16 protein-coding genes and 1 pseudogene are annotated in these 22,421 nt (G+C 74.7%); 9 read left to right on the top strand and 8 right to left on the bottom strand.

Annotation, left to right across the window (positions count from 1 at the left end):
• Positions 1-59 precede the first annotated feature (59 nt).
• Together IF43_RS0130930 and IF43_RS0130935 are read left to right on the top strand one after the other, a co-directional pair.
• On the top strand, positions 60-740 hold the full coding sequence (locus IF43_RS0130930; RefSeq protein WP_030208383.1) for a hypothetical protein: 681 nt from the start codon (positions 60-62) through the stop codon (positions 738-740).
• Between the two features lie 88 nt (positions 741-828).
• Positions 829-1,755 (top strand): AEC family transporter, encoded by a 927-nt coding sequence (locus IF43_RS0130935; RefSeq protein WP_030208386.1) that lies wholly within the window; start codon positions 829-831, stop codon positions 1,753-1,755.
• A 43-nt stretch (positions 1,756-1,798) separates the two neighbouring features.
• Here the strand turns inward: IF43_RS0130935 and IF43_RS43195 are convergent, their stop codons facing one another.
• Together IF43_RS43195 and IF43_RS43200 are read right to left on the bottom strand one after the other, a co-directional pair.
• Positions 1,799-2,782, bottom strand: a complete 984-nt coding sequence (locus IF43_RS43195; protein WP_234332600.1) for a phosphatidylinositol-specific phospholipase C domain-containing protein — start codon at positions 2,780-2,782, stop codon at positions 1,799-1,801.
• A gap of 15 nt (positions 2,783-2,797) precedes the next feature.
• A pseudogene (locus tag IF43_RS43200) lies at positions 2,798-3,943 on the bottom strand (MFS transporter); the annotation flags it as partial.
• Positions 3,944-4,075: 132 nt separating this feature from the next.
• Here IF43_RS43200 and IF43_RS0130945 point away from each other — a divergent pair.
• The 5 genes from IF43_RS0130945 to IF43_RS0130970 all read left to right on the top strand — a co-directional run bounded on the left by IF43_RS0130945 (position 4,076) and on the right by IF43_RS0130970 (position 8,212).
• Positions 4,076-4,549, top strand: coding sequence for a MarR family winged helix-turn-helix transcriptional regulator (locus IF43_RS0130945; protein WP_030208390.1), 474 nt, complete (start codon positions 4,076-4,078; stop codon positions 4,547-4,549).
• Between the two features lie 218 nt (positions 4,550-4,767).
• On the top strand, positions 4,768-6,045 hold the full coding sequence (locus IF43_RS0130955; RefSeq protein WP_030208393.1) for a bifunctional cobalt-precorrin-7 (C(5))-methyltransferase/cobalt-precorrin-6B (C(15))-methyltransferase: 1,278 nt from the start codon (positions 4,768-4,770) through the stop codon (positions 6,043-6,045).
• On the top strand, positions 6,042-6,791 hold the full coding sequence (gene cobM, locus IF43_RS0130960) for a precorrin-4 C(11)-methyltransferase (protein WP_030208395.1): 750 nt from the start codon (positions 6,042-6,044) through the stop codon (positions 6,789-6,791). Before IF43_RS0130955 ends, cobM begins: the two co-directional genes overlap by 4 nt.
• Positions 6,781-7,554, top strand: a complete 774-nt coding sequence (locus IF43_RS0130965) for a cobalt-precorrin-6A reductase (protein WP_030208396.1) — start codon at positions 6,781-6,783, stop codon at positions 7,552-7,554. Before cobM ends, IF43_RS0130965 begins: the two co-directional genes overlap by 11 nt.
• A gap of 301 nt (positions 7,555-7,855) precedes the next feature.
• Positions 7,856-8,212, top strand: coding sequence for a carboxymuconolactone decarboxylase family protein (locus tag IF43_RS0130970; protein ID WP_030208398.1), 357 nt, complete (start codon positions 7,856-7,858; stop codon positions 8,210-8,212).
• A gap of 771 nt (positions 8,213-8,983) precedes the next feature.
• Here the strand turns inward: IF43_RS0130970 and IF43_RS0130975 are convergent.
• The 4 genes from IF43_RS0130975 to cobG form a co-directional block, all read right to left on the bottom strand.
• On the bottom strand, positions 8,984-9,553 hold the full coding sequence (locus IF43_RS0130975; protein WP_158939588.1) for a hypothetical protein: 570 nt from the start codon (positions 9,551-9,553) through the stop codon (positions 8,984-8,986).
• 647 nt (positions 9,554-10,200) lie between these two features.
• A complete protein-coding gene (locus IF43_RS0130980; protein WP_078910592.1) occupies positions 10,201-11,799 on the bottom strand; it encodes a precorrin-2 C(20)-methyltransferase in 1,599 nt (532 codons plus the stop codon).
• Positions 11,796-12,443, bottom strand: coding sequence for a precorrin-8X methylmutase (locus IF43_RS0130985; RefSeq protein ID WP_030208405.1), 648 nt, complete (start codon positions 12,441-12,443; stop codon positions 11,796-11,798). The genes IF43_RS0130980 and IF43_RS0130985 overlap by 4 nt, the downstream gene beginning before the upstream one ends.
• A 24-nt stretch (positions 12,444-12,467) precedes the next feature.
• Entirely contained in the window at positions 12,468-13,871 is a 1,404-nt protein-coding gene (gene cobG, locus IF43_RS0130990; protein WP_234332598.1) for a precorrin-3B synthase, read from the bottom strand.
• 358 nt (positions 13,872-14,229) lie between these two features.
• Here cobG and cobN point away from each other — a divergent pair, with 358 nt between their 5' ends.
• Together cobN and IF43_RS0131000 are read left to right on the top strand one after the other, a co-directional pair.
• Complete coding sequence (gene cobN, locus IF43_RS0130995; RefSeq protein WP_030208408.1) at positions 14,230-17,838, top strand: cobaltochelatase subunit CobN; 3,609 nt, start codon at positions 14,230-14,232, stop codon at positions 17,836-17,838.
• Between the two features lie 161 nt (positions 17,839-17,999).
• Positions 18,000-20,291, top strand: coding sequence for a geosmin synthase (locus IF43_RS0131000; protein ID WP_030208411.1), 2,292 nt, complete (start codon positions 18,000-18,002; stop codon positions 20,289-20,291).
• Between the two features lie 148 nt (positions 20,292-20,439).
• On the opposite strand, the gene IF43_RS0131005 is transcribed toward IF43_RS0131000, so the two are convergent.
• Positions 20,440-20,952, bottom strand: coding sequence for a hypothetical protein (locus tag IF43_RS0131005; protein ID WP_030208415.1), 513 nt, complete (start codon positions 20,950-20,952; stop codon positions 20,440-20,442).
• 73 nt (positions 20,953-21,025) lie between these two features.
• A complete protein-coding gene (locus IF43_RS0131010; protein WP_037890789.1) occupies positions 21,026-22,258 on the bottom strand; it encodes a glycoside hydrolase family 6 protein in 1,233 nt (410 codons plus the stop codon).
• Positions 22,259-22,421: the final 163 nt, after the last annotated feature.

Here is a 22,421-nt window from a genome sequence, read left to right on the forward strand (position 1 = left end):
TTTCGTCCGCGCTAGGTTCTCCGCGTCACATCGGACATCGCAGGGAGCAGGAGCAGGACATGAAGCGGAGCGTGGGCCGGAGATCCGGGATCGCGGCGGCGGTGCTGTGCGGCGCGCTGGTGCTGACCGCGTGCAACGGGGACGGCGGCGGCGACGCGGCCGGAGCGCCCGGAGCCGGCACGGCGAGCAGCCCGGCCGGCGGGGCGGGCGCTTCGGCGGCCCCGTCCGCGGAGCCCACCGCGACCGGGACCCCGGCGGGCGGCGGGGCTGCGAAGCCCTCCGCCGAGCCCACCACCGCGCCCGCGCCGGGCGCTTCGGCCTCCGCGAAGCCCGTGGGCGGCGGCAGCGCGCCGAAGCCGAAGCCGGGGTCGGAGCCGGGCCCGAAGCCCGGTTGCGACCACAAGATGCCCATTTCTCCGGACGAGTTCGCGGTGCAGCGCTACACGCCCGAGGGCGGGACGCTCAGCCTGATCGTGAACCTGGGCAACTGGGCCTGCACGCCGGAGAACACCGACGGCGGCGTGTTCGAGACGGTGGGCAAGGAGATCTTCATGCCGCTCGACCAGGCGGCGTCCATCACCGTCACCAACCCGATCGTGGAGTCCACGGAGAACCAGCCCATCGGGGTCCAGGAGTTCCTCGACTGGCTGGAGGCCCACCCGAACTCGGGGCTGGTCTTCAAGTACACCGTGAACAGCCACGGCGTCATCTACGACCTGGACCAGGAGTTCACCCCCTGATCCCGGTCGGGCCCGGCTGAACCCGGTCGGCGCCGGCGAGCTACGGGCCGGCCCGGGAGGCCGCCGGCGGTGATCGATACTGGGGCCCATGACGGGGAGCGTGCTCGGCGGTTTTCTGCCGATCTGGGGGATCACGGCTCTGGGCTGGGCGGCGGGCCGGAAGGACGTGCTCGGCCCGCAGGCGCAGCACGTGCTGGGGCGGTTCGCGTTCGCGTTCGCCATGCCGGCACTGCTGTTCCTGACGATGTCGCGCTCCCGGGTCTCCGACCTCGCCCAGCCCGGCGTGGTGGTCTTCGCGCTGAGCCTGTTCGCGGTGTTCTCGGTGGCCCTGCTGGTGGGGCACCTGGTGTTCCGCCGCAAGCCGGCCGAGCGGACCATAGGCGCGATGGCCGCCGCGCACGTGAACTCGGCCAACCTGGGCATCCCGGTGGCGGTGCACGTCCTGCGGGACACCTCGTTCATCGTCCCCGTCGCGCTGTTCCAGACGCTGCTGGTGACCCCGCTGATCCTGACCCTGATCGACCTCGGTGAGCGGCCGGGCGCCGAGGGCCGGTGGCGGCGGCTGCTGACGCTGCCGCTGCGCAACCCGATCGTGGCCGCGTCCGGTGGCGGCCTGCTGGTGGCGGCGCTGGGCCGGCCGCTGCCGGCCGAGGTCACCGCGCCGCTGCACCTGCTGGGCGGGGCCGCGGTACCGGCCGCGCTGTTCGCGCTGGGCTTGTCCCTGCACGCGCGGGTCCGGCCCGATGCGGAGGGGCGGGCGGAGCGGCAGGTGCTCGTCGCGCTGAAGGTCGTGGCGCAGCCGCTGCTGGCGTACGCCCTGGGGCGCTGGGCGTTCGGCCTCGAGGGTCACGCACTGCTGTCGGTGGTGCTGGTGGCGGGCCTGCCGACGGCCCAGAACGCCTTCCTGTTCGCGTCCGAGTACGACCTGGACACCGATCTGGCCCGGGACACCGTCCTGCTGTCCACGCTGTGCTCGATGGTCTCCCTGTCGGCCATCGCCTGGCTGCTGGCGTAGTCGGCCCGGGGTGCCGGAGCGCACCCCGGGGAGGGGCTCGGCGTCAGCCGCGCGGGACGACCGTGGACAGGACGGACGGCAGCGGGTACCAGTCGGCCGTGATGATGCTGGCGTGGCGGGCCGCGAGGAGGGCGAGGCGGTCGCGGGCCTGGGCCTCGGTGGGGTTGGTGCCGTCGATCGCGGGGGCCACGCCGTTGGCGCTGGTGGTGATCAGCAGGTAGTGGCGCCGGTCGTACCAGGCGGTGTCGATGCCCTGGGTGACGTACGCGTTGGCGTCGCCGTCGAAGAGGACGAACCAGGGGCGGATCGAGGTGTCGGCGTACCGGGTGCGCGGGTCGCCGGCGGCGGCGCCCAGCACCGTCGGGAAGACGGCGGCCTCGCCGAGGCGGCCGGTGGCGGCCAGGTCGCGCAGGTACTGGGCGTACTCGCGGTCGGTCCACAGCGTGTCGCTGGGGTTGCCCTGCTCGACCGTGCCGGGGATGAGCTCGAAGAGGAACTTCCCGGCCAGGGCGGAGCGGGTCGGCCAGCCGCGGGCCTGGACGGCCGCGTCGAGGTCCGGGTGGCCGGCGGCGAGCTGGCCGGGCCGGTAGACGGCGTCCCCGAGCTTGCCGGTGATCAGGGCGTCGAGCTGGGCGGGGCCCCGGCCGAGGTTGCTGGCGAAGCCGTCCTTGAGCTCCATCTTGATGACGATCGGCCGGTGGCCGGGGTGGGCGTCGTGCCAGGCGCGCAGGTCGGAGAGGCAGCCGGCGAGGTTCTGGTTGCGGGACCTGGTGCGCAGCTGGGCGGCGGTGGCGGCGTTCTCGCAGTTGTTGTCGTTCCCGATGGGATTGCTGTGCGAGACGCGCCAGGAACTGCCGAAGAAGTTGGTCCACACGTCGAGTTCGAGCAGGGCCGCGCCGGAGTCCAGGGCGTCGGCGAGGTAGGGGTACTTCGCCTTCTCGTAGGCGTTGTGCACGCCGACGCCCGTGGACTGGGCGTACGGCAGGTTGACCCCCGCCGCGGCCCCGGGCGCACTCCGGGCCACCACGCGGCCGTCGCGCCGGGACCCGCGCCGCTCCAGGGCTCCGGAGAGCAGTGCGAGGGCGAGGGCCGCGGTCGCGAGGGCCGCTCCGACCCAGTTCGGGGCGGTGTAGCCGTACCCGGCGGAGATCACCAGGCCGCCCAGCCAGGCAGCCAGCGCGTTGCCGAGGTTGAAGGCGCCGATGTTCATGGCGGAGGCGAGGGTGGGGGCGCCCGCGGCCTGGTCCAGCACCCGCTTCTGGAGCGGCGGCACGGTCGCGAAGCCGAGGGCGCCGACGAGGGCGACGGTGACCGCGGCGAGCACCTTGTGGTGGGCGGTGACGGTGAAGAGGGCCAGCACCAGGGCCAGGGCGCCGAGGGCGGCGTACAGCATCGGCATCAGGGCCCGGTCGGCGAACCGGCCGCCCACCAGGTTGCCGCCCACCATGCCGAGGCCGAAGAGGACGAGCAGCCAGGTCACGGAGCCCTCGGCGAAGCCGGACACCGCGGTCAGCATCGGGGCGATGTAGGTGACGGCGGCGAACACCCCGCCGAAGCCGAGCACGGTCATCGCCATGGCGAGCAGCACCTGGACGTTGCGGAAGGCGCCCAGCTCGTCGCGCAGCCGGACGCCCTCGGGCCGGGGCAGCTCCGGGACCAGTCTGGCCACGCCCGCCAGCCCGGCCACGCCCAGGGCCGCGACCACGGCGAAGGTGGCGCGCCAGCCCGCGCCCTGACCCAGCCAGGTGCCCAGCGGGACGCCGAGGACGTTGGCGACGGTCAGGCCGGTGAACATCAGCGCGATCGCGCCGGCCCGCCGCTCGGGGGCGACCAGCTCGGCCGCGACCACCGCCCCGATGCCGAAGAACGCGCCGTGGGCGAGCGAGGCGACGACCCGGCCGGCGAGCATCACACCGAAGGCCGGGGCGAGGGCGGAGATCAGGTTCCCGGCGATGAACAGGCCCATGAGCAGCATCAGCATCCGCTTGCGCGGGACCTTGGTGCCCAGGGCGGTCATCAGCGGGGCGCCGGCGACGACACCGAGCGCGTATCCGGTCACGAGGAGTCCGGCGGTCGGGATGGAGACCCCGAAGTCCCCGGCGACCTGCGGCAGCAGCCCCATGATCACGAATTCGGTGGTGCCGATGCCGAAGGCCCCGATCGCGAGGGCCAGGAGGGCGAGAGGCATGGATCGCAGCCTTCCCAGATTGATTGCACGAGCTTTTAACAGGCGTCGACAATAGTTGCAGACGCGGGTTATTTGCAAGCGCGCTATATTTGGGGTGGGGAGGCACCCCGCCCCGAGGAGAGGAGCGCACCGATGACCGCCACGGACCCCGCACCGACCGGGCTCGCCCAGGGCTGGTGCGCCCTGTCGCTGCTGCACGGGCGGATCGAGGCGCACATCGAGAGGGTGCTGCAGTCCGCCCACGGGCTCAGCGTCCGCGAGTACTCGCTGCTCGACGTGCTCAGCCGCCAGCACGACGGACCCGGCGGGCACCTGCAGATGAAGCAGGTCGCCGACGCCGTAGTGCTCAGTCAGAGCGCGACGACCCGACTGGTCACGCGGCTGGAGGAGCGCGGACTGCTGTCCCGCTACCTGTGCCCCACCGACCGGCGCGGGATCTACACGAACGTGAGCGAGGCCGGTGCGGCCCTGCTGGCCGAGGCCCGCCCGACGAACGACGCGGCCCTGCGCGAGGCCCTCGACACGGCGGCCGCCGATCCCGAACTGGCCCCGCTGGTGGCCGCGCTCACGTCGGTGGGCACGGCCCGGGCGGGCATGACCGCGTAGCCGTCCCCGCCACGTTCGCGTTGTCGGTTCGTCAGCTAGAACGCCTGGTCGCCCGGCCGGTACGCACCGGTCGTGTCGCTTCCGTTGCCGTCCCGGTCACCCGCCGCCGGCCGGGCCGGCCGGGGTGAGGGGAGCCACACGCCCCGCGGCACCGGTGCTGGTCAGCGGCCAGTAGAGTCGGCCTCCTCCCCTCCAGCGACCCCCCGAGGACCCGGCACGTGAGCTCCGCAGCGCACCCGTCACCCGTCAGCGTGGTCGGCATCGGCGCCGACGGCTGGCCCGGGCTCTCCCCCGCCGCCCGCCGCGCGTTCACCGAGGCCGAGGTGGTCATCGGCGGCAAGCGGCAGCTCGACCTGCTGCCCGCGGGCGAGGTCACCGGCGAGCGCGTCGGGTGGCCGTCGCCGCTGCGCCCGGCGGTCCCCGGGCTGCTCGCCGCCCACGCCGGCCGCCGGATCGCCGTACTGGCCAGCGGGGACCCCATGTTCTACGGGATCGGCCGCGCGCTCAGCGAGGAACTCGGCGCCGACCGGTTGCGGGTGCTCCCCCACCCCTCCTCCGTCTCGTACGCGTGCGCCCGCCTCGGCTGGCCGGTCGAGGACACCGAAGTGGTGACGCTGGTCGGCCGCCCGGCGGGCACCCTCTCCGCGGCCCTGCACGACGGCCGCCGGGTGCTCGTGCTGAGCGCGGGCGCGGCCACGCCCGGCGACGTGGCGGCGCTGCTGCGGGAACGCGGTTTCGGGCCCACCCGGATGACGGTGCTGGAGCAGCTCGGGTCCGAGGAGGAGGCGTACGTATCCGGGCGGGCCGCGGACTGGCCCCATCCGCCCGGCGACGCCCTGAACGTCATCGCGCTGGAGTGCCGGCGCGCCCCGGACGCACTGCGGCTCGGCGCCGTCCCGGGCCTGCCGGACGCGGCGTACGAGCACGACGGCCAGCTCACCAAGCGGCACGTGCGCGCCGTGACGCTGAGCGCGCTCGCGCCCGCCCCCGGCGAGCTGCTGTGGGACATCGGCGGCGGCTCCGGCTCGATCGCCATCGAGTGGATGCGCACGCACCGCTCCTGCCGGGCCGTCACGGTCGAGCGCGACGAGGTGCGCGCCGAGCGGATCCGCCGCAACGCGGACGTCCTGGGCGTGCCGGGCCTGCGGGTGGTGCGCGGGGCCGCCCCCGCGGCGGTCGCCGAACTGCCGGCACCCGACGCCGTGTTCATCGGGGGCGGGTTGACCGCGCCCGGCATGCTGGAGGCCTGCTGGGCGGCGCTGCGGCCCGGCGGCCGACTGGTCGTCAACACCGTCACGCTGGAGTCGGAGGCGCTGCTGGCGCGCTGGTACCGGGAGCACGGGGGCGAACTGGTGAAGCTGGCGGTCTCGCACGCGGTGCGGGTCGGCGGCTTCACCGGCTGGCGACAGGCGATGCCGATCACGCAGTGGTCGGTCACCAAGCCGGCGGCCGCGCCGGCCGGGTCGGAAGACGTCACTTCGGGAGAGCACATATGACCGTGTACTTCATCGGCGCGGGCCCCGGCGCCGCGGACCTGATCACCGTGCGGGGCGCGCGGACCCTGGCCGCGTGCGGGGTCTGCCTGTACGCCGGCAGCCTGGTCCCCCGCGAGCTGCTGGCCGAGTGCCCGCCGGACGCCCGGCTGGTGGACACCGCGCAGCTGAACCTGGACGAGATCGTCGCCGAGATCGTCCGTGCCCACGAGGCCGGTCTCGACGTGGCACGGCTGCACTCGGGCGACCCGTCCGTCTTCAGCGCGGTCGCCGAGCAGATGCGGCGGCTGGACGCGGCGGGCGTGCCGTACGAGGTCGTGCCCGGCGTCCCGGCCTTCGCGGCCGCGGCCGCCGCGCTCAAGCGGGAGCTGACCGTGCCGACGGTCGGCCAGACCGTCATCCTGACCCGGATCGCGCAGCAGGCCACCCCCATGCCGGCGGGTGAGGACCTCGCCACGCTCGGGCGCAGCGGGGCGCTGCTCGTACTGCACCTGGCGGCCCGGTACGTGGACCGTGTGGTGGCCGAACTGCTGCCCCACTACGGCGCGGACTGCCCGGCCGCGGTGGTGGCGATGGCCAGCAGGCCGGACGAACTCGTGCTGCGCGGCACGCTCGACGACATCGCGGGCCAGGTCAAGGCGGCCGGGGTGGTGCGGACGGCGGTGATCATCGTGGGGCGCACGCTGGCGGCGGAGGAGTTCCGCGACAGCCACCTGTACTCGCCGGAGCGCGACCGGCATGTCTGCTGAGGCGGCGACCCGGCACGTGCTGGTGCTGGGCGGCACCACCGAGGCCCGGCGCCTGGCCGAGGTCCTCGCGGGGCTGCCCGGCCTGCGGCTGACCACCTCCCTGGCCGGCCGGGTGGCCCGGCCGGTGCTCCCGCCCGGCGAGGTCCGCATCGGCGGCTTCGGCGGGCCCGAGGGCCTGGCGGCCTGGCTGCGCGAGCACCGGGTGTCCGCCCTGGTCGACGCGACCCACCCGTTCGCGGAACGGATCAGCTTCAACGCCGCGGCCGCGGCCCGGGCCGCGGGCGTGCCGCTGCTCGCCGTGCGCCGGCCCTCCTGGCAACCGCGCGAGGGGGACGACTGGCACCCGGTCGACTCCCTGGAGGGGGCGGCCGCGCTGCTCGCGGACGGCCGCCTCGGCGAGCGCGTGTTCCTCACCACGGGCCGGATGGGGCTGGCCGCCTTCGCCGGGCTGGACGGGCCCTGGTTCCTGGTCCGTTCCGTCGACGCACCCGACGGCGCCCGGCCGCCGCGCACCGAAGTCCTGCTGGACCGGGGGCCGTTCACCCTCGACGGGGAGCGTGCGCTGCTGCGCGCGCACCGCATCGACGTGCTGGTCACCAAGGACAGCGGCGGCGCGGCCACCGCACCGAAGCTGGCCGCCGCCCGCGAGGCCGGCATCCCCGTGGTCGTCGTCCGCCGCCCGCCGACCCCGCCGGGCGTCCCGACCGCCCCGGACGTCCCGGCCGCCGCCGACTGGGTACGGGACACCGCCGCCCCCTCCTGACGGCACCGCGCCTTCCGGACACCGCCGCGCTCCTGACGTGCGCCGCGCCACCGGAAGGCACGGCGCCTCCGGACACCGCCACCGCCTCCACCGGGTCCGTGCCGCCACCGGCCGCCGCCCGCCTCGCGGCCCCGCTCCGCCGCCCGACCGGCCGCCCGACCGGCCGCCTCGGCCCCGCATGCCGCTCGGCGCGCGCGACCATCCCGGCGTGCCTACGCTGGATGCGCAACCGTCGGGGGCACAAGGGGGCCCGCGTCGACGGGTGGACACGACTCCTCTCACCACAGCGAGGCGGACAACCATGGCTACTACATCCGACACCCCGGTCCTCGACACGATCGCCGCCATGACGATCGACTCCCTGGAGCACTGCCACATGGACGAGCGGACGCTCATCCTCGCCCGCCTCGCCGCACTCGTGGCCATGGACGCGCCCGCGATCTCCTACATGGCCCACATCAACCCCGCGATCAAGGCCGACTTCACGGTCGAGCAGCTGCAGGACCTGCTCGTCGCCATCGCGCCCGTCGTGGGAACGGCACGCGTCATGTCGGCCGCCGGTCACATCGCCCAGGCGTTCGGCGTCGCGATGGCCATGGCCGAGAGCGAGGCCGAAGCCATCGCGCAGGCCGAGGCCGACAGCCGCAGCGGTTCCTAGCCACCGCCGCGGGCCCGCGCTCGCGCGGGCCCGTCGTCCGTGACCAGGAGCGCCGGGACACCCGGGGCCCCTTCGGGCCGGCAGCACCGCGGGCCCCGTCCACGCCCGGTGGACGGGGCCCGCTGCGGCGCTCGCTAATCCTTGCTCTACGGCAGATGATTTTTTCCCCTTATGATCATTAGCGCCTAGAAGGCTCTGATCCAAAGCCGCTCCACATCTCTACCGTGTAGCACCTGCAGGACTGGCGTCGAATTCCGTTTTCGACTCAACAATTGCCACTTGGATCATTTTCACATCCCGGAAGTCGGGATGCAGTGAGACCTGCGCAGGCCTACGGTTGAAGTACGTCATGACCGTGCGACCTATTCGCTTCGAAGCGCCCAAGAAACCAAATGCCGGACCGCCAAAGAGGTCTAGCAAGCAGGTCAAGGCTATGGATAGAGATTTCTCGGCATGAGGCTTCAGCCTACCGGGGTACCCAGGGCGCACAGGCGGGCGATCTCAGCTCGGCTCGGTGGACGTGGCGGCCTGGACGACCTTCGTGATCTGAAAACGAAGCCCCTAATCTACAAGCAACTTGAGTGTTGATGCAGGACAGCGAAGGGGCAGTCCGACAGTGTCGTCGGGTGGGGCGATCTATCTGCGCGGGCGTCGCCGTCGGACTCGCGAAGGCGGTCCTGATGCAACCGGCCCCGCTCCCGCAAGGGTGGACTTCGGGCCGTGACAGGGACGTGTGACGGGACGGGGCAGGCAGGCCCGGGTGGCGGGCCATTACCTCGCCAGTAAGCGCGGACGTCGGGGCGTCCCGGCAGGGTTGTCGTCAAGCAGGCGGCAACGAGAGGGGGTACGGGACATGTTCGCAATCACCGGTCGGCGGGGCACGGTCGGGCTCGCGGTACTGGCGCCCGCGGTGGGGGTCTCCACCTCGGCCGCGGCGCTCCCGAGCGGCGGCGCGGGCGGCGGGGCGGGCGTCATGGCGGGCATCGGGGCGGGCGACTGCCCCGAGGTCCGCGGCAAGGTCGAACGGCTGGAGGGCCGGATCACGCCCAACGCGTGCGCGTTCATGCAGCGGCAGATCGCGTTCGGCGAGCTGCCCACCGGGGCGCTGCCGGTGCCGGGCGACCTCGGCCACCCGCGGGTGCGGGCATACCTGGACATCTTCGACCCGGAGGCCTCGCTCTGGGAGGCGGGCGCCGACGCCCAGCGCGGCGAGGCCGTCATCGGCACGTCGATCGCGCGCTCGCTGCCGATCGCGCCGGACCTGGCGGCGTACCAGGGCACGCAGGCGGTCGCCGAGGGCAGCACCATGATGTTCGGCCAGTGGAACGAGGTCACGCTCAAGGGCCGCAAGGTGGCCTACCCGCAGGTCGCCCGCAACGTGCTCGGCGACGACGGCAGGACCCTCCAGGCCCGCCGCTACTACGACCGCCACGCGCTGTTCGCGGACACCGTGCCGAGCGCGCCGGCCGGCCTCTTCGCGGGCGTCGCCGACCCGGCCCCGGGCAGCCCGGGCGGAGGGGAGGACCGGCGGTCTGCGGAGCGGTTGCGGGCGGGCGAGATCCCGGCGCGGCTGGCGATGTGGAACGGCGAGGACGCGGCCGGGCTGCTGGCCCGCACGCGGGGCGCCCGGCTGGCGGCGCCGCTAGTGACGGAGGCGGGCAAGCGGGCGTACCTGGAGCGGTTCCTCGCCACCGCGGACCTCCGGCTGCGGGCCGGTCAGGCCGCCTTCGGCCGCACCACGACGTACCTCGAGTGGCACGGCACCGCCACCACCGAGCCTTCGGCACGGTCCCCTTCGGCATCGTCGAGCGGTTCGGCCGGACGGCGCGCGGGAGCTGTACTTCGACACGCTGCCGCTGATCGCGAGCGGCTCGTGGATCGGCTCCCTCTTCGCCGAACTGGCCACGCCTTAGGGGGGCCGGGCCCCGGCATGCGCCCGGCCCCCGTCCGCGCCGAGCGGACGGGGGCCCGATGTGCGGTCGCCCGTGCTACGCCGACGGGTAGCGGCGCGGGGTCCACACCACCGGCGGGGCGTCCGGGGCGCGGTGGGCGAGCTGGGTCTGGGACGAGCCGATCAGCAGGATCGTGCGCATGTCGACCTGGCCCGGGTCCAGGTCGACCAGGGCGACGGTCCGTACGGACTGCTCGGGGCCGCCCACGTCGCGGGCCAGCACGACCGGCGTGTCCGGGGCACGGTGCTCGAGCAGGAGCTCCCGCGCCTTGGCGACCTGCCACGTCCGGCTGCGCGAGCCGGGGTTGTACAGGGCCATCGCCAGGTCGGCGCCGGCGGCCGCGGCCAGCCGCTCGGCGATGACCTCCCACGGCTTGAGCCGGTCGGAGAGCGAGATCACCGCGTAGTCGTGGCCCAGCGGGGCGCCGGCGGCGGCCGCGGCGGCGTTGGCGGCCGTCACGCCCGGCAGCACCCGCACCGGCACGTCGCGGTACTCGTCCTGGGCCGCCACCTCCAGCACGGCCGTGGCCATGGCGAAGACGCCCGGGTCGCCGCCCGACACGACGGCGACGCGCTTGCCGCGCCGGGCGAGGTCGAGCGCGAACTCGGCTCGCTCGGACTCGACCTTGTTGTCCGACCCGTGCCGCACCTGCCCCGGCCGCGCCGGGACCCGGTCGAGGTACGTGGTGTAGCCGACCAGCACCTCGGCGTCGGCGAGGGCCCGCTTGGTCTCGGGGGTCAGCCACAGCGGTCCGGCCGGCCCGGTGCCGACGACCACGACCCCGCCGCGCCCGGTGGCGGTACGGGCCGCCGCCTCGCCCGGGTTGCCCACGCGGCTCGGCACGACGGCCACGGCGAAGTACGGCACGGTGCCGGGGTCGACGTCCGCGAGGTCGCCGAGGCGCTCGCCCGCCATCGTGGCCCGCTCGACGTACCGCGCCTCGGCCAGCCGGCCGGAGGTCTCCAGCGCCCCGCGGACCGCCGGGAAGGTACGGCCGAGCTTCATCACCACGGCGGAGTCGGTGGCGGCCAGCCGGGCCGCGAGCTCCTCCTCCGGCAGGGTGCCGGGCAGGATCGTCAGGACCTCCTCGCCCTCGACGAGCGGGGTCTGGAGCCGGGCTGCGGCCCCGCTGACGGACGTGACGCCGGGGACGACCTCGGTCGGGTAGCGGTCGGCCAGCCGCTTGTGCATGTGCATGTACGAGCCGTAGAAGAGCGGGTCGCCCTCGGCGAGCACGGCCACGGTGCGGCCCGCGTCGAGGTGCGCGGCGAGCCGGGCCGCGGCGGACTCGTAGAACTCCTCCATCGCGCCCTGGTAGCCGCCGGGGTGGTCGGTGGTCTCGGTGGTGACCGGGTAGACCAGCGGCTCCTCGATGTGGTCCGCGCGCAGGTACTGCGCGGCGATCGAGCGGGCGATGGACCGGCCGTGCCGGGCGCTGTGGTACGCCACGACGTCGGCCTCGCCGATGACCTGCACGGCGCGCACGGTCATCAGGGCGGGGTCGCCGGGGCCGAGTCCGACGCCGAACAGCCGGCCGGGCGAACCCGGTTCGGGCCGGGCGGTGGGCTCGGCGGTGGGCCGCGGCACTGCGCCGGGGGTGGGCCGGGGCACTGCGCCGGGGGTCGGCTCGCTCATTCTTCCTCGCTCGCGATCGCGTTGATGGCGGCGGCCGCGATGGCGCTGCCGCCGCGCCGGCCGCGCACGATCAAGTGGTCGAGGCCCGAGCCGTGTTCGGCGAGCGCGTCCTTCGACTCCGCGGCGCCGATGAAGCCGACCGGGACGCCGATGACGGCGGCGGGGCGGGGCGCGCCCTCCTCGATCATCTCCAGGAGGCGGAACAGCGCGGTGGGCGCGTTGCCGACGGCCACCACCGAGCCCTCCAGCAGGCCCTGGTCGCGCCAGAGTTCGAGCGCGGCGGCGCTGCGCGTGGTGCCCATCTTGCGGGCCAGCTCGGCGACCGACGGGTCGGAGAGCGTGCACACGACGCGGTTGTCGGCGGGCAGGCGCTTGCGCGTCACGCCACTGGCGACCATCTGTACGTCGCACAGGATCGGCGCGCCGGCGTGCAGTGCGGCCCGGCCGCGCAGCACGACCTCGGGGGTGTAGCCGAGGTCGCGGGGGAGGTCGGTCATCCCGCAGGCGTGAATCATGCGCACCGCGACCTGGGCGACCGAGGCGGGCAGCCCGGCGAGGTCCGCCTCGGCGCGGATCGTGGCAAAGGACTGGCGGTAGATGGCCGCGCCGTCCTTCTCGTACTCAAACACTGTGTACTCGCTCATTTCTTCACTGCGGTCGGTGAGGGGTCACGGAACCTGAGGGGTCTGCGGGAGGGTACGGGCGGCCGTGACTGCTGCGGCGAGGCGCTCCGCGGCCGTCGGGCCGTCCATGGCCCGGGGGACGTGCGAGGGCTCGGGGCCGGGTGGGGCTTGGGCGCCGTATCGGGCCTGGGCTCCGTGCGGGTCCCGGTCGGCGTACGGGGCCAGGTCGTCGCGTACGGCTCGCGGGCCGGGCGCGGGCGGGGTCACGGTGTAGCCGTCGGGCGTGGCCACGACGTCGACCCAGGCGGTGCCGCGCGGGTGCCCGCACCGACGGGCGCAGCCGGACCAGTGCACCGGCAGGGGACCGGCCGCCCGCTCCGCGACCGCGCGGGCGTCGGCCCGCACGTCGGCGTGCGACTTGGCGCAGCCGGGGCGGCCGGTGCAGGCGGTGACGGTCTCCCACGGGCTGCCCGGCGCCACGACGAGACCGGCCGCGGCCAGTCGGGCCGACGCGTCGGCGGGGGCGTCCGGGAGGACGACGCTGCGCCACGGCGTCAGGCGCAGTTCGCCGGCGCCCTCCTCCGCGACGGCGAGCAGGGTGCGCCACTGGGCGGTGCTCAGACGGCCGAGGGGGATCAGGCTGCAGAGGCTCTGCGGACCGTGGGGCCCGGGGCGGGGCGGCGCCGCGTGCGGGCGGGCGGCGTCCTGGACGTACCCGGCAGCGACGCCGGACTCGGTCAGCCGGACCGCGAACTCCTCGGCGGTGAGCGTCTGTTCGGGGGGCAGCTCGGCCACCCGCCAGGCCTTGGTGCCGGCGGCGGCCACGGTGTCGAGGAAGTACGCGGCCGCGAGCAGGGCGGCGCCCGGCGCGTCGGCCCAGGTGACCTCCACCGCGTCGACGGCGGCGCCCAGCCGGAGCAGGGCGCGGTCTGCGGCCCCCGCCAGGACCGTCACGTCCGGGTCGAGGGCGGCGACGTCGCCGCGGCCGTCGTCGAAGGCGAACAGGAAGCGCCCCGAGAGGGCCGCGGCCCCCGGGTCCGCGCACAGCAGCCGGTCGAACTCCCGCACCCACGGCAGGACATCGGGACGGGTGGACCCCCCGCATCCCGACAGCGGTGTCGCCACGATGTTGCGGACCCGCTCGTGGGTGGGGGCGGGCAGCAGCCCGGCGGCGTCGAGGAGGCGGGCCAGGTCCGCGCCGCAGGCGTCGGGCAGGCCGCGGAGCTGGACGTTGCCGCGCGAGGTGAGTTCCAGGTGCCCGTCGCCGTGCCGGTCCGCGGCGTCGGCGAGGGCCGCCGCCTGACGGGTGGTGAGCAGACCGCCCGGCAGCCGGACGCGCGCGAGGTGCCCGTCGTCCGCCGCGTGCAGCCGCAGCGCACCGGGGCAGGCGTCGCCGCCGTCCCGTATGACGGGTACGTCCCGGGGCGTGGCGGAGGGGGGCGGTGGCATGGCGGCGAGCATACCCACGATTCCGGGGCCCCGGCCTGTGGCCGTCACCACCCTCCGCGGGGCGGGAGAGGGGCGGCCACCTGTGCCGATCGTCTCGGGGCCGCTATAGGATGCCCCTCACCGGGCCGTCTGGCCCGGTACCGCCGAAGGCGGCGTCATGGGAGGAAGCCCGGTGCGATTCCGGCGCGGTCCCGCCACTGTGAGCCGGGCGGCAGCGAAGGGCGCGTAGCGACCCGACGGGGGTGGAAGACCTCTTCGGGAGACGTGACGCGCGCGGCGCGGCAGCCGGGTGAGTCAGGAACTCCCGCCGTCCTTCACTGCCCGGGGCGCGGAAACCCCGAGGAAGGCCAGACGCCGCATGATCCTGCTGCTGTCGACGTCGGACACCGACCTGCTGAGCGCCCGTGCTGCGGGGGGCCCGGTCCCGTTCCGGTTCGCCAACCCCAGCCGTCTCCCCCTCGACGACCTGCCCGCGCTCCTCGCGGAGGCCGAGCTCGTCGTCGTACGCCTCCTCGGCGGCCTGCGCGCCTGGCAGGAGGGCCTCGACGTGCTGCTGGCCCCCGGCCAGGACAGGCCCGTGGTCGTCCTGACGGGCGAACAGGCCCCCGACGCCCAGCTGATGGAGGCCTCCACGGTCCCGATCGGCATCGCCGCCGAGGCGCACGCCTACCTCGCGCACGGCGGTCCGGAGAACCTGGAGCAGCTCGGCCGGTTCCTCTCCGACACCGTCCTGCTGACCGGCCACGGCTTCGAGGCGCCCGCCGCCGCCCCTTCCTGGGGTCCGCTGGAGCGCACCGCCCGCGAGGACGTCACCGGCCCCACCGTCGCCGTGCTCTACTACCGCGCCCACCAGATGAGCGGCAACACCGCCTTCGTGGAGGCCCTGTGCCACGCGGTCGAGGAGGCCGGCGCCCGCCCGCTGCCCCTGTACGTCGCCTCGCTGCGCGCCCCCGAGCCGGAGCTCCTGGCCGAACTCGGCGCCGCCGACGCCATCGTGACCACCGTCCTCGCCGCGGGCGGCACCCGCCCGGCCGACGCCTCGGCCGGCGGCGACGACGAGTCCTGGGACGCCGGCGCGCTGGCCGCGCTGGACGTGCCGATCCTGCAGGCCCTGTGCCTGACCGGCTCGCGCGCCGACTGGGAGGAGAACGACGAGGGCCTCTCCCCGCTCGACGCCGCCAGCCAGGTCGCCGTGCCGGAGTTCGACGGCCGGCTGATCACCGTGCCGTTCTCCTTCAAGGAGATCGACGAGGACGGCCTGCCCGCGTACGTGGCCGACCCCGAGCGCGCCGCCCGCGTGGCCGGCATCGCCGTGCGCCACGCCCGCCTGCGCCACGTGCCGAACGTCGACAAGCGTCTGGCGCTCGTCCTGTCCGCCTACCCGACCAAGCACTCCCGCATCGGCAACGCCGTCGGCCTCGACACCCCGGCCAGCGCCGTGGCGCTGCTGCGCCGACTGCGCGCCGAGGGCTACGACTTCGGGCCCGAGGCGGAGATCCCGGGCCTGGTCTCCGGCGACGGCGACGAGCTGATCCGCGCCCTGATCGAGGCCGGCGGCCACGACCAGAACTGGCTCACCGAGGAGCAGCTCGCCCGGAACCCGGTGCGCATCCCCGCCGCCGACTACCGGCGCTGGTTCGCCCAGCTGCCCGCCGAGCTGCGCGAGCAGGTCGAGGAGCACTGGGGCCCGGCCCCGGGCGAGATGTTCGTGGACCGCACGCACAACCCGGAGGGCGACATCGTCCTCGCGGCGCTGCGCCGCGGGAACCTGCTGGTCCTCATCCAGCCGCCGCGCGGCTTCGGCGAGAACCCCATCGCGATCTACCACGACCCGGACCTGCCGCCGTCGCACCACTACCTGGCGGCCTACCGCTGGATCCAGGCGGCCCGCGAGGACGGCGGTTTCGGCGCCGACGCCATGGTGCACCTGGGCAAGCACGGCAACCTCGAGTGGCTGCCCGGCAAGAACGCCGGCCTGTCGGCCGCCTGCGCCCCGGACGCCGCCCTGGGCGACCTGCCGCTGGTCTACCCGTTCCTGGTCAACGACCCGGGCGAGGGCACCCAGGCCAAGCGCCGCGTCCACGCCACCCTCGTCGACCACCTGGTGCCGCCGATGGCCCGCGCCGACTCGTACGGCGACATCGCGCGCCTGGAGCAGCACCTGGACGAGTACGCCCAGATCTCCTCCATGGACCCGGCGAAGCTGCCCGCGATCCGCGCGCAGATCTGGACGCTGATCCAGGCCGCGAAGCTGGACCACGACCTCGGGCTGGCGGAGCGTCCGGACGACGACGGCTTCGACGACTTCCTGCTGCACGTCGACGGCTGGCTGTGCGAGGTCAAGGACGCCCAGATCCGCGACGGCCTGCACGTCCTGGGCGGCGCCCCGACCGGCCCCGAGCGCGTCAACCTGGTCCTGGCGATCCTGCGGGCCCGCCAGATCTGGGGCGGCACCACCGCCCTGCCGGGCCTGCGCGAGGCACTGGGCCTGGACGAGTCCAAGGCCACCCGGACCTCGGCGGACGAGGCGGAGGACACCGCCCGCGCGCTGGTCGAGGCGATGGAGGCGGCCGACTGGGACCCGGCGGCCGTCGCCGCGGTCGCCGCGGGGCACCCGGCCGGCGTGGCCGACGTGCTCGCCTTCGCCGCCCGCGAGGTGGTTCCGCGGCTGGCCGCGACCGTCGACGAGCTGGACCACGCGGTGCACGCCCTGAACGGCGGCTTCGTGCCGGCCGGCCCGTCCGGCTCGCCGCTGCGCGGTCTGGTCAACGTGCTGCCCACCGGCCGCAACTTCTACTCGGTCGATCCCAAGGCCGTCCCCTCCCGCCTGGCCTGGGAGACCGGCCAGGCGCTGGCCGACTCGCTGCTGGAGCGCTACCGCACCGACAACGGCGAGTGGCCGGCCTCGGTGGGCCTGTCCCTGTGGGGTACGAGCGCCATGCGCACCGCCGGCGACGACGTCGCCGAGGCCCTCGCGCTGCTCGGCGTCCGCCCGGTCTGGGACGAGGCCTCGCGCCGCGTCACCGGCCTGGAGGCGGTCCCGGTCGCCGAGCTGGGCCGGCCCCGCATCGACGTCACGCTGCGCATCTCGGGCTTCTTCCGCGACGCGTTCCCGCACGTGATCGGCCTGCTGGACGACGCGGTGCGGCTGGCCGCCTCGCTGGACGAGAGCGCCGAGGACAACTACGTACGGGCGCACGCCCAGGCCGACCTGGCCGAGCACGGCGACGAGCGGCGGGCCACCACCCGCATCTTCGGCTCCCGCCCGGGCACGTACGGCGCCGGCCTGCTCCAGCTGATCGACAGCCGCGACTGGCGCACCGACGCCGACCTCGCGGAGGTCTACACGGTGTGGGGCGGGTACGCGTACGGGCGCGAGCTCAACGGCCGTCCGGCGCGCGCCGAGATGGAGTCGGCGTACAAGCGCATCACGGTGGCGGCGAAGAACACCGACACCCGCGAGCACGACATCGCCGACTCGGACGACTACTTCCAGTACCACGGCGGCATGGTCGCGACCGTGCGCGCGCTGCGGGGCACCGCCCCGGAGGCGTACATCGGCGACTCGACCCGGCCGGAGACGGTCCGCACCCGGACCCTGGTGGAGGAGACCTCCCGGGTCTTCCGCGCCCGCGTGGTCAACCCCAAGTGGATCGAGGCGATGCGCCGCCACGGCTACAAGGGTGCCTTCGAACTCGCCGCCACGGTCGACTACCTCTTCGGGTACGACGCCACGACGGGCGTGGTGGCGGACTGGATGTACGACAAGCTCACCGAGGCGTACGTCCTGGATCCGGAGAACCAGGCCTTCCTGAAGGAGGCCAACCCCTGGGCCCTGCACGGCATCGCGGAGCGGCTGCTGGAGGCCGAGTCGCGCGGCATGTGGGAGAAGCCGGACCCGCAGGTGATCGAGCAGCTGCGCCAGGTGTTCCTCGACACCGAGGGCGACCTGGAGGGCGGCGAGTAGCGGATCCGTCCGCGGCGGCTGCTTCGCGGGGCACCCACTCGATCGGGTGAACTCCCCCATGCAGTACGGAAGTCACGGGTAGGGCTCGCACGATCTCTGTGCGGGGGACTGTTGCCGAAACGGTCCCCCGCCGCTCCGTGCGAGAAAGGGCCGAGCCCGACGTGACACAGCCGTTCCGCCTGCCGGACTTCTACGTCCCCTATCCGGCGCGCCTGAACCCCCACGTGGACACCGCGCGGTCCCACACCACGCGGTGGGCACGGGACTTCGGGATGCTGGAGGGCTCCGGCGTCTGGGAGCAGAGCGACCTCGACTCCCACGACTACGCGCTGCTGTGCGCGTACACGCACCCCGACTGCGACGCCGAGGCCCTGTCGCTGGTCACCGACTGGTACGTGTGGGTGTTCTTCTTCGACGACCACTTCGTCGAGTACTACAAGCGCACCCGGGACCGGGAGGGCGCCAAGGCCTACCTCGAAGGGCTGGCCGCCTTCATGCCCATGGACCTCGCCGACGGCTTCCCGGAGCCCTCGAACCCCGTCGAGGCGGGCCTGAAGGACCTGTGGCTGCGCACCGTCCCAGCGATGTCGATGGCTTGGCGGGCCCGGTTCTCGGAGAGCACCCGCAACCTGCTCAACGAGTCGATGTGGGAGCTGCACAACATCAACATCGGCCGGGTGTCGAACCCGCTGGAGTACATCGAGATGCGCCGGAAGGTCGGCGGCGCGCCGTGGTCGGCCGGCCTGGTCGAGTACGTCGCGGCCGAACTGCCCGCGCGGGTGGCCCGGTCCCGCCCGCTGGAGGTGCTGCGCGACTCCTTCTCCGACGCCGTGCACATCCGCAACGACCTGTTCTCCTACCAGCGCGAGGTGCAGGACGAGGGCGAACTGTCCAACGCCGTCCTGGTGCTGGAGACGTTCCTCGGCTGCCCGACCCAGGAGGCGGCCGAGCTCGCGAACGACCTGTTGACCTCCCGGATCCAGCAGTTCGAGCACACCGCGCTCACCGAGGTCCCGGTCCTGGCCGCCGAAGCGGGCCTGACCCTGGGCGAGTCCGCGGCCGTGGCCGCGTACGCCAAGGGCCTGCAGGACTGGCAGTCCGGCGGCCACGAGTGGCACATGGTCTCCAGCCGCTACATGAACGCCGGGGCCCGCCCCACCGCCGCCGTCCGGCTGCCCTTCATGCCGGAAGGGCTCGGGACCACGGCACTCGACGTGCGGTCGGTGTTCACGCCGCGGTCGGTGGAGCTGCGCCGGCGGTCCTACGCGCACGTCCCGGTCCGGCGCGTCGGGCCGGCGCTGCTGCCCGAGTTCGACCTCCCGTTCGCCCTCGGGACCAGCCCGCACCTCGACCACGCCCGCAGCGCGGTGGTCGAGTGGTGCAGGGAGGCGGGGCTGCTCCGGCCGCAGCCGGGCGATCCCGCCTCGGACCTGTGGACGGAGGACCAGCTGGTCGGCTTCGACTTCGCGCTGGCCTCGGCCGCCATCGATCCCGACGCCACGCGGGAGGAGCTGGTCCTCAGCGCCCTGTGGTTGGCCTGGGGCACGTACGCCGACGACTACTACCCGAAGGCGTTCGGTGAGACGCGGTCCCCGGACGCGGCGCGCGCGGCCACGCAGCGGCTGATCGCCATGATGCCCGTCGGGTCGGGGACCGCGTCCGACGCGGGGTCCGAGCCGGCGCCCGAGCCGGCCCCCGAGCCGGTCACGGTCCTGGAGCGCGGGCTGAAGGAGCTGTGGGCGCGCACGGCCGCGGGCATGACCGTGCCGGTGCGCAAGGAGTTCCGGGCCACGCTCGTCGACATGCTGGAGAGCTGGGTGTGGGAGGTGGACACGGCCACGGCGCACCGCGTCCCGGACCCGGTCGACTACGCGGAGATGCGGCGGCGCAGCTTCGGCTGCGCCATGACGATGTTCATGGCCCGGCTCGGGCACGAGGGCAAGGGGGTGCCGGCCGAGCTGTTCGGGGACGGGGTGATCCGCCAGCTGGAGAACGCCGCCTCGGACGTCGGAGCGATGATCAACGACCTGTACTCGTACGAGAAGGAGGTCGAGGTCGCAGGCGAACTGCTCAACCACGTCCTGGTCGCGCAGACGTTCTTCGGCATCGACTACGAGCGGGCCGTCCCGATCGTCGCGGACCTGGTGCGCCGGCGGGCCGAGGAGTTCGTGCACGTCCGCGACCACCAACTCCCGCTGCTCTACGAGGACAACGGCCTGGACGCTCCGGCCCGCGCCGCGGTCGACGCGTACGTGCGGGAGCTGGAGGACTGGATGGCCGGCCTGCTCCACTGGCACGCGTCGACGCAGCGCTACCGGCAGGCGGAGCCGCACGCCACCGCCCCCGCACCCCGCCGGACGGCCTCCTTGCCCGCCGACTTCGGCCGTTCGGCGGTCATCGGCACGGCGGCGACCCGGCCGCCGGCCACGCTCTTCACCCGCGCCGGGCGCTGACACCACGACGGTGCGGGGGCGGCGGGGTGGGGGCCGTGCGGGGGGCGTGCTGGTGGCCGGGGGAGCGTGGCGAGGCGGCGGGGCGGCGGGGCGGCGGGGCGGCGGGCCAGGCGGTGCCGGGGCGCCGGGGCGGGCCGGGGCGGCGGCCTCAGGGCAGGAGGTCGTACCCCGGTACCCGGGGGACGGAGATCGCCTCGGCATCGGGCAGCCCCTGGCCGCGGCGGACCTCCACCCTCAGCGCGTGCAGCCGGGCACGGAACACCCGGTCGCAGGCCTGGAACGGCTCCGTGTCGGCGGCGTACCCGGCGGCCACGGCCCCGCGCAGCTCCCGCAGCGCCCGCCAGACCTCCTCGCACGCCTCCGCCGTCGGTGCGGGCGCCAGCAGCTTGACCTTCTGCCGGGCGCTGGCGGCGCCCGACTCGTCGACGATCTGCTTCACCCGGGCCGGGTTCCGCTCGGCGGCCCGGCTGCGGTGGGTGGCCAGCACCATCAGGGCCTCGTAGCCGACCATCGTCGTCAGGATGAACTCGGCCGCCAGCTCGGCGTCGCGGTCCAGTCGCTTCTGGTCCCGTTCCCGACGCCAGCGGACCTTGTCCACCACGATCGTCGAGGTGACGCCCGCCGCGGTACCGCACAGCGTCGCCACGAGCGTGACCCACATACCGGCCCCCTGTCCCGTCCGTTGCGGGAACGCTAGGGGGGACGGTTCCCGACTGTCCAGGCCTGACGGGCGCTCAGGAGGACGCGCGCCGGGCGGACTCCGGGCGCGCCAGCCGTACGAGCTCCAGGGCCTGCTCCGGGAACCAGACCCCGGCCGGGGGGTCGACCGTGCCGCGCTCCGGATCCGTCGGGCCCGCTGTGCCGCGCAGGCACGCGCCGTCGGACTCCCCCGGGGTCTTGATCCACAGCCGGGCGTCGTGCAAGGGGTCGCCGGTGCGGGTGGTGGGGCGGGCCCCGAGGCCCCGACCGGGCGGGTTGCACCATTCCTGCGGGTCGGCGTACCGGTCGGCGGGGGCGGTCCAGGGGCCCTGCCCGTTGCGGCTGCTGTCGGTGACGAAGTGCTTCATGGCGGCAGGGTCCGGGGTACCGAGGCGGGCGGCGAACCACGCGGCGGCCTCGTTGCGGGGCCGCCACTGGTCGGGGCAGGCGGCGGGGTCGCCGCCGCGGTCGGCGTACAGCAGGCAGGCGGAGACGAGGTGGGCGAACCAGGCGCCCGCGTCGTCGGTCTCGTAGTTGGAGGTGTTGACGGCGAAGCCGGTCGCGCGGGCGACGCCGGCCTGGCGCAGCCGGGGCACGATGGTGGTGACCGGGTGCCAGGTGGCGTGGCCGGTGTCGAGGTACACGTCCGCGGCCGGCTTGGCCTCCAGGGCCTCCACGGCGTACTCGATCTGGGAGTAGCGGGCGGCCGTACGGGTCCCGCCCTGGGCGCCCCCGCCGTCGGCGCACTCGCGCGGGAGCAGGGCGAGCGAGTCGGGTTCGAGGACCACCAGGGCCCGGTGGTCGTCGATGCCGCGGGCGACCGCGTCGACCCAGGAGCGGTAGGCGGCGGAGCTGGTGGCACCCCCGGCCGAGTACTGCGAGCAGTCGCGGCCGGGCACGTTGTGGAGCACCAGGACGGGCAGGGCGCCCTGCCGGGCGGCGGCCAGCACGGTGGTGCGGGTCTGGGACTCGGCCCGGGCCGGGCTGGGGTCACCGAGCCAGACGGCGTGCGGGGTGCCGGCCATCGCGGTGACCGCGGCAGCGTCGGCCGTCAGGCCGGCGCCGGCCAGTTCGCGTGCCTGGCGCGCGGCGCCGGGGTTCGGGGGCGGCACGTACAGGACCGTGCCGGCCTCGGCGGCGGCGTCGGACGCGGTGTGGACCGCGAGGGCGGCGGTCGCCGTCCCGTGGGCGGTGCTCCACGGCGCCGGGGCGAGGACGGCGGCGAGGGTGAGGGCGGCCAGGGCCTTGGCGAGGGTTCGGCGGTGCACGGGCCGTACGGTGGCCGAGCGGACGGCCCGCGCGCAAGCGTCGTTACCCGAGCGGCTCAAGGGGGCAACCCTTGTGGGTTGGTGGGGGGGTGCAGGGAGGTGCAGGGAGGTGCAGGGAGGTGCAGGGAGGGAGGGCCTGCGTGGGGGGTGGGCGTGCGTGCGG

The organism is Streptomyces sp. NRRL S-87, assembly GCF_000719335.1.
Taxonomy (GTDB): domain Bacteria; phylum Actinomycetota; class Actinomycetes; order Streptomycetales; family Streptomycetaceae; genus Streptomyces.

Coding starts and splice junctions, on each gene's coding strand:
- cobM (WP_030208395.1), top strand. CDS start 6,042: ATGACCGTGTACTTCATCGGCGCGGGCCCCGGCGCCGCGGACCTGATC.
- IF43_RS0130935 (WP_030208386.1), top strand. CDS start 829: ATGACGGGGAGCGTGCTCGGCGGTTTTCTGCCGATCTGGGGGATCACG.
- IF43_RS0130930 (WP_030208383.1), top strand. CDS start 60: ATGAAGCGGAGCGTGGGCCGGAGATCCGGGATCGCGGCGGCGGTGCTG.
- IF43_RS0130965 (WP_030208396.1), top strand. CDS start 6,781: ATGTCTGCTGAGGCGGCGACCCGGCACGTGCTGGTGCTGGGCGGCACC.
- IF43_RS0130970 (WP_030208398.1), top strand. CDS start 7,856: ATGGCTACTACATCCGACACCCCGGTCCTCGACACGATCGCCGCCATG.
- IF43_RS0130980 (WP_078910592.1), bottom strand. CDS start 11,799: ATGAGCGAGCCGACCCCCGGCGCAGTGCCCCGGCCCACCCCCGGCGCA.
- IF43_RS0131005 (WP_030208415.1), bottom strand. CDS start 20,952: ATGTGGGTCACGCTCGTGGCGACGCTGTGCGGTACCGCGGCGGGCGTC.
- cobG (WP_234332598.1), bottom strand. CDS start 13,871: ATGCCACCGCCCCCCTCCGCCACGCCCCGGGACGTACCCGTCATACGG.
- cobN (WP_030208408.1), top strand. CDS start 14,230: ATGATCCTGCTGCTGTCGACGTCGGACACCGACCTGCTGAGCGCCCGT.
- IF43_RS0130985 (WP_030208405.1), bottom strand. CDS start 12,443: ATGAGCGAGTACACAGTGTTTGAGTACGAGAAGGACGGCGCGGCCATC.
- IF43_RS0130945 (WP_030208390.1), top strand. CDS start 4,076: ATGACCGCCACGGACCCCGCACCGACCGGGCTCGCCCAGGGCTGGTGC.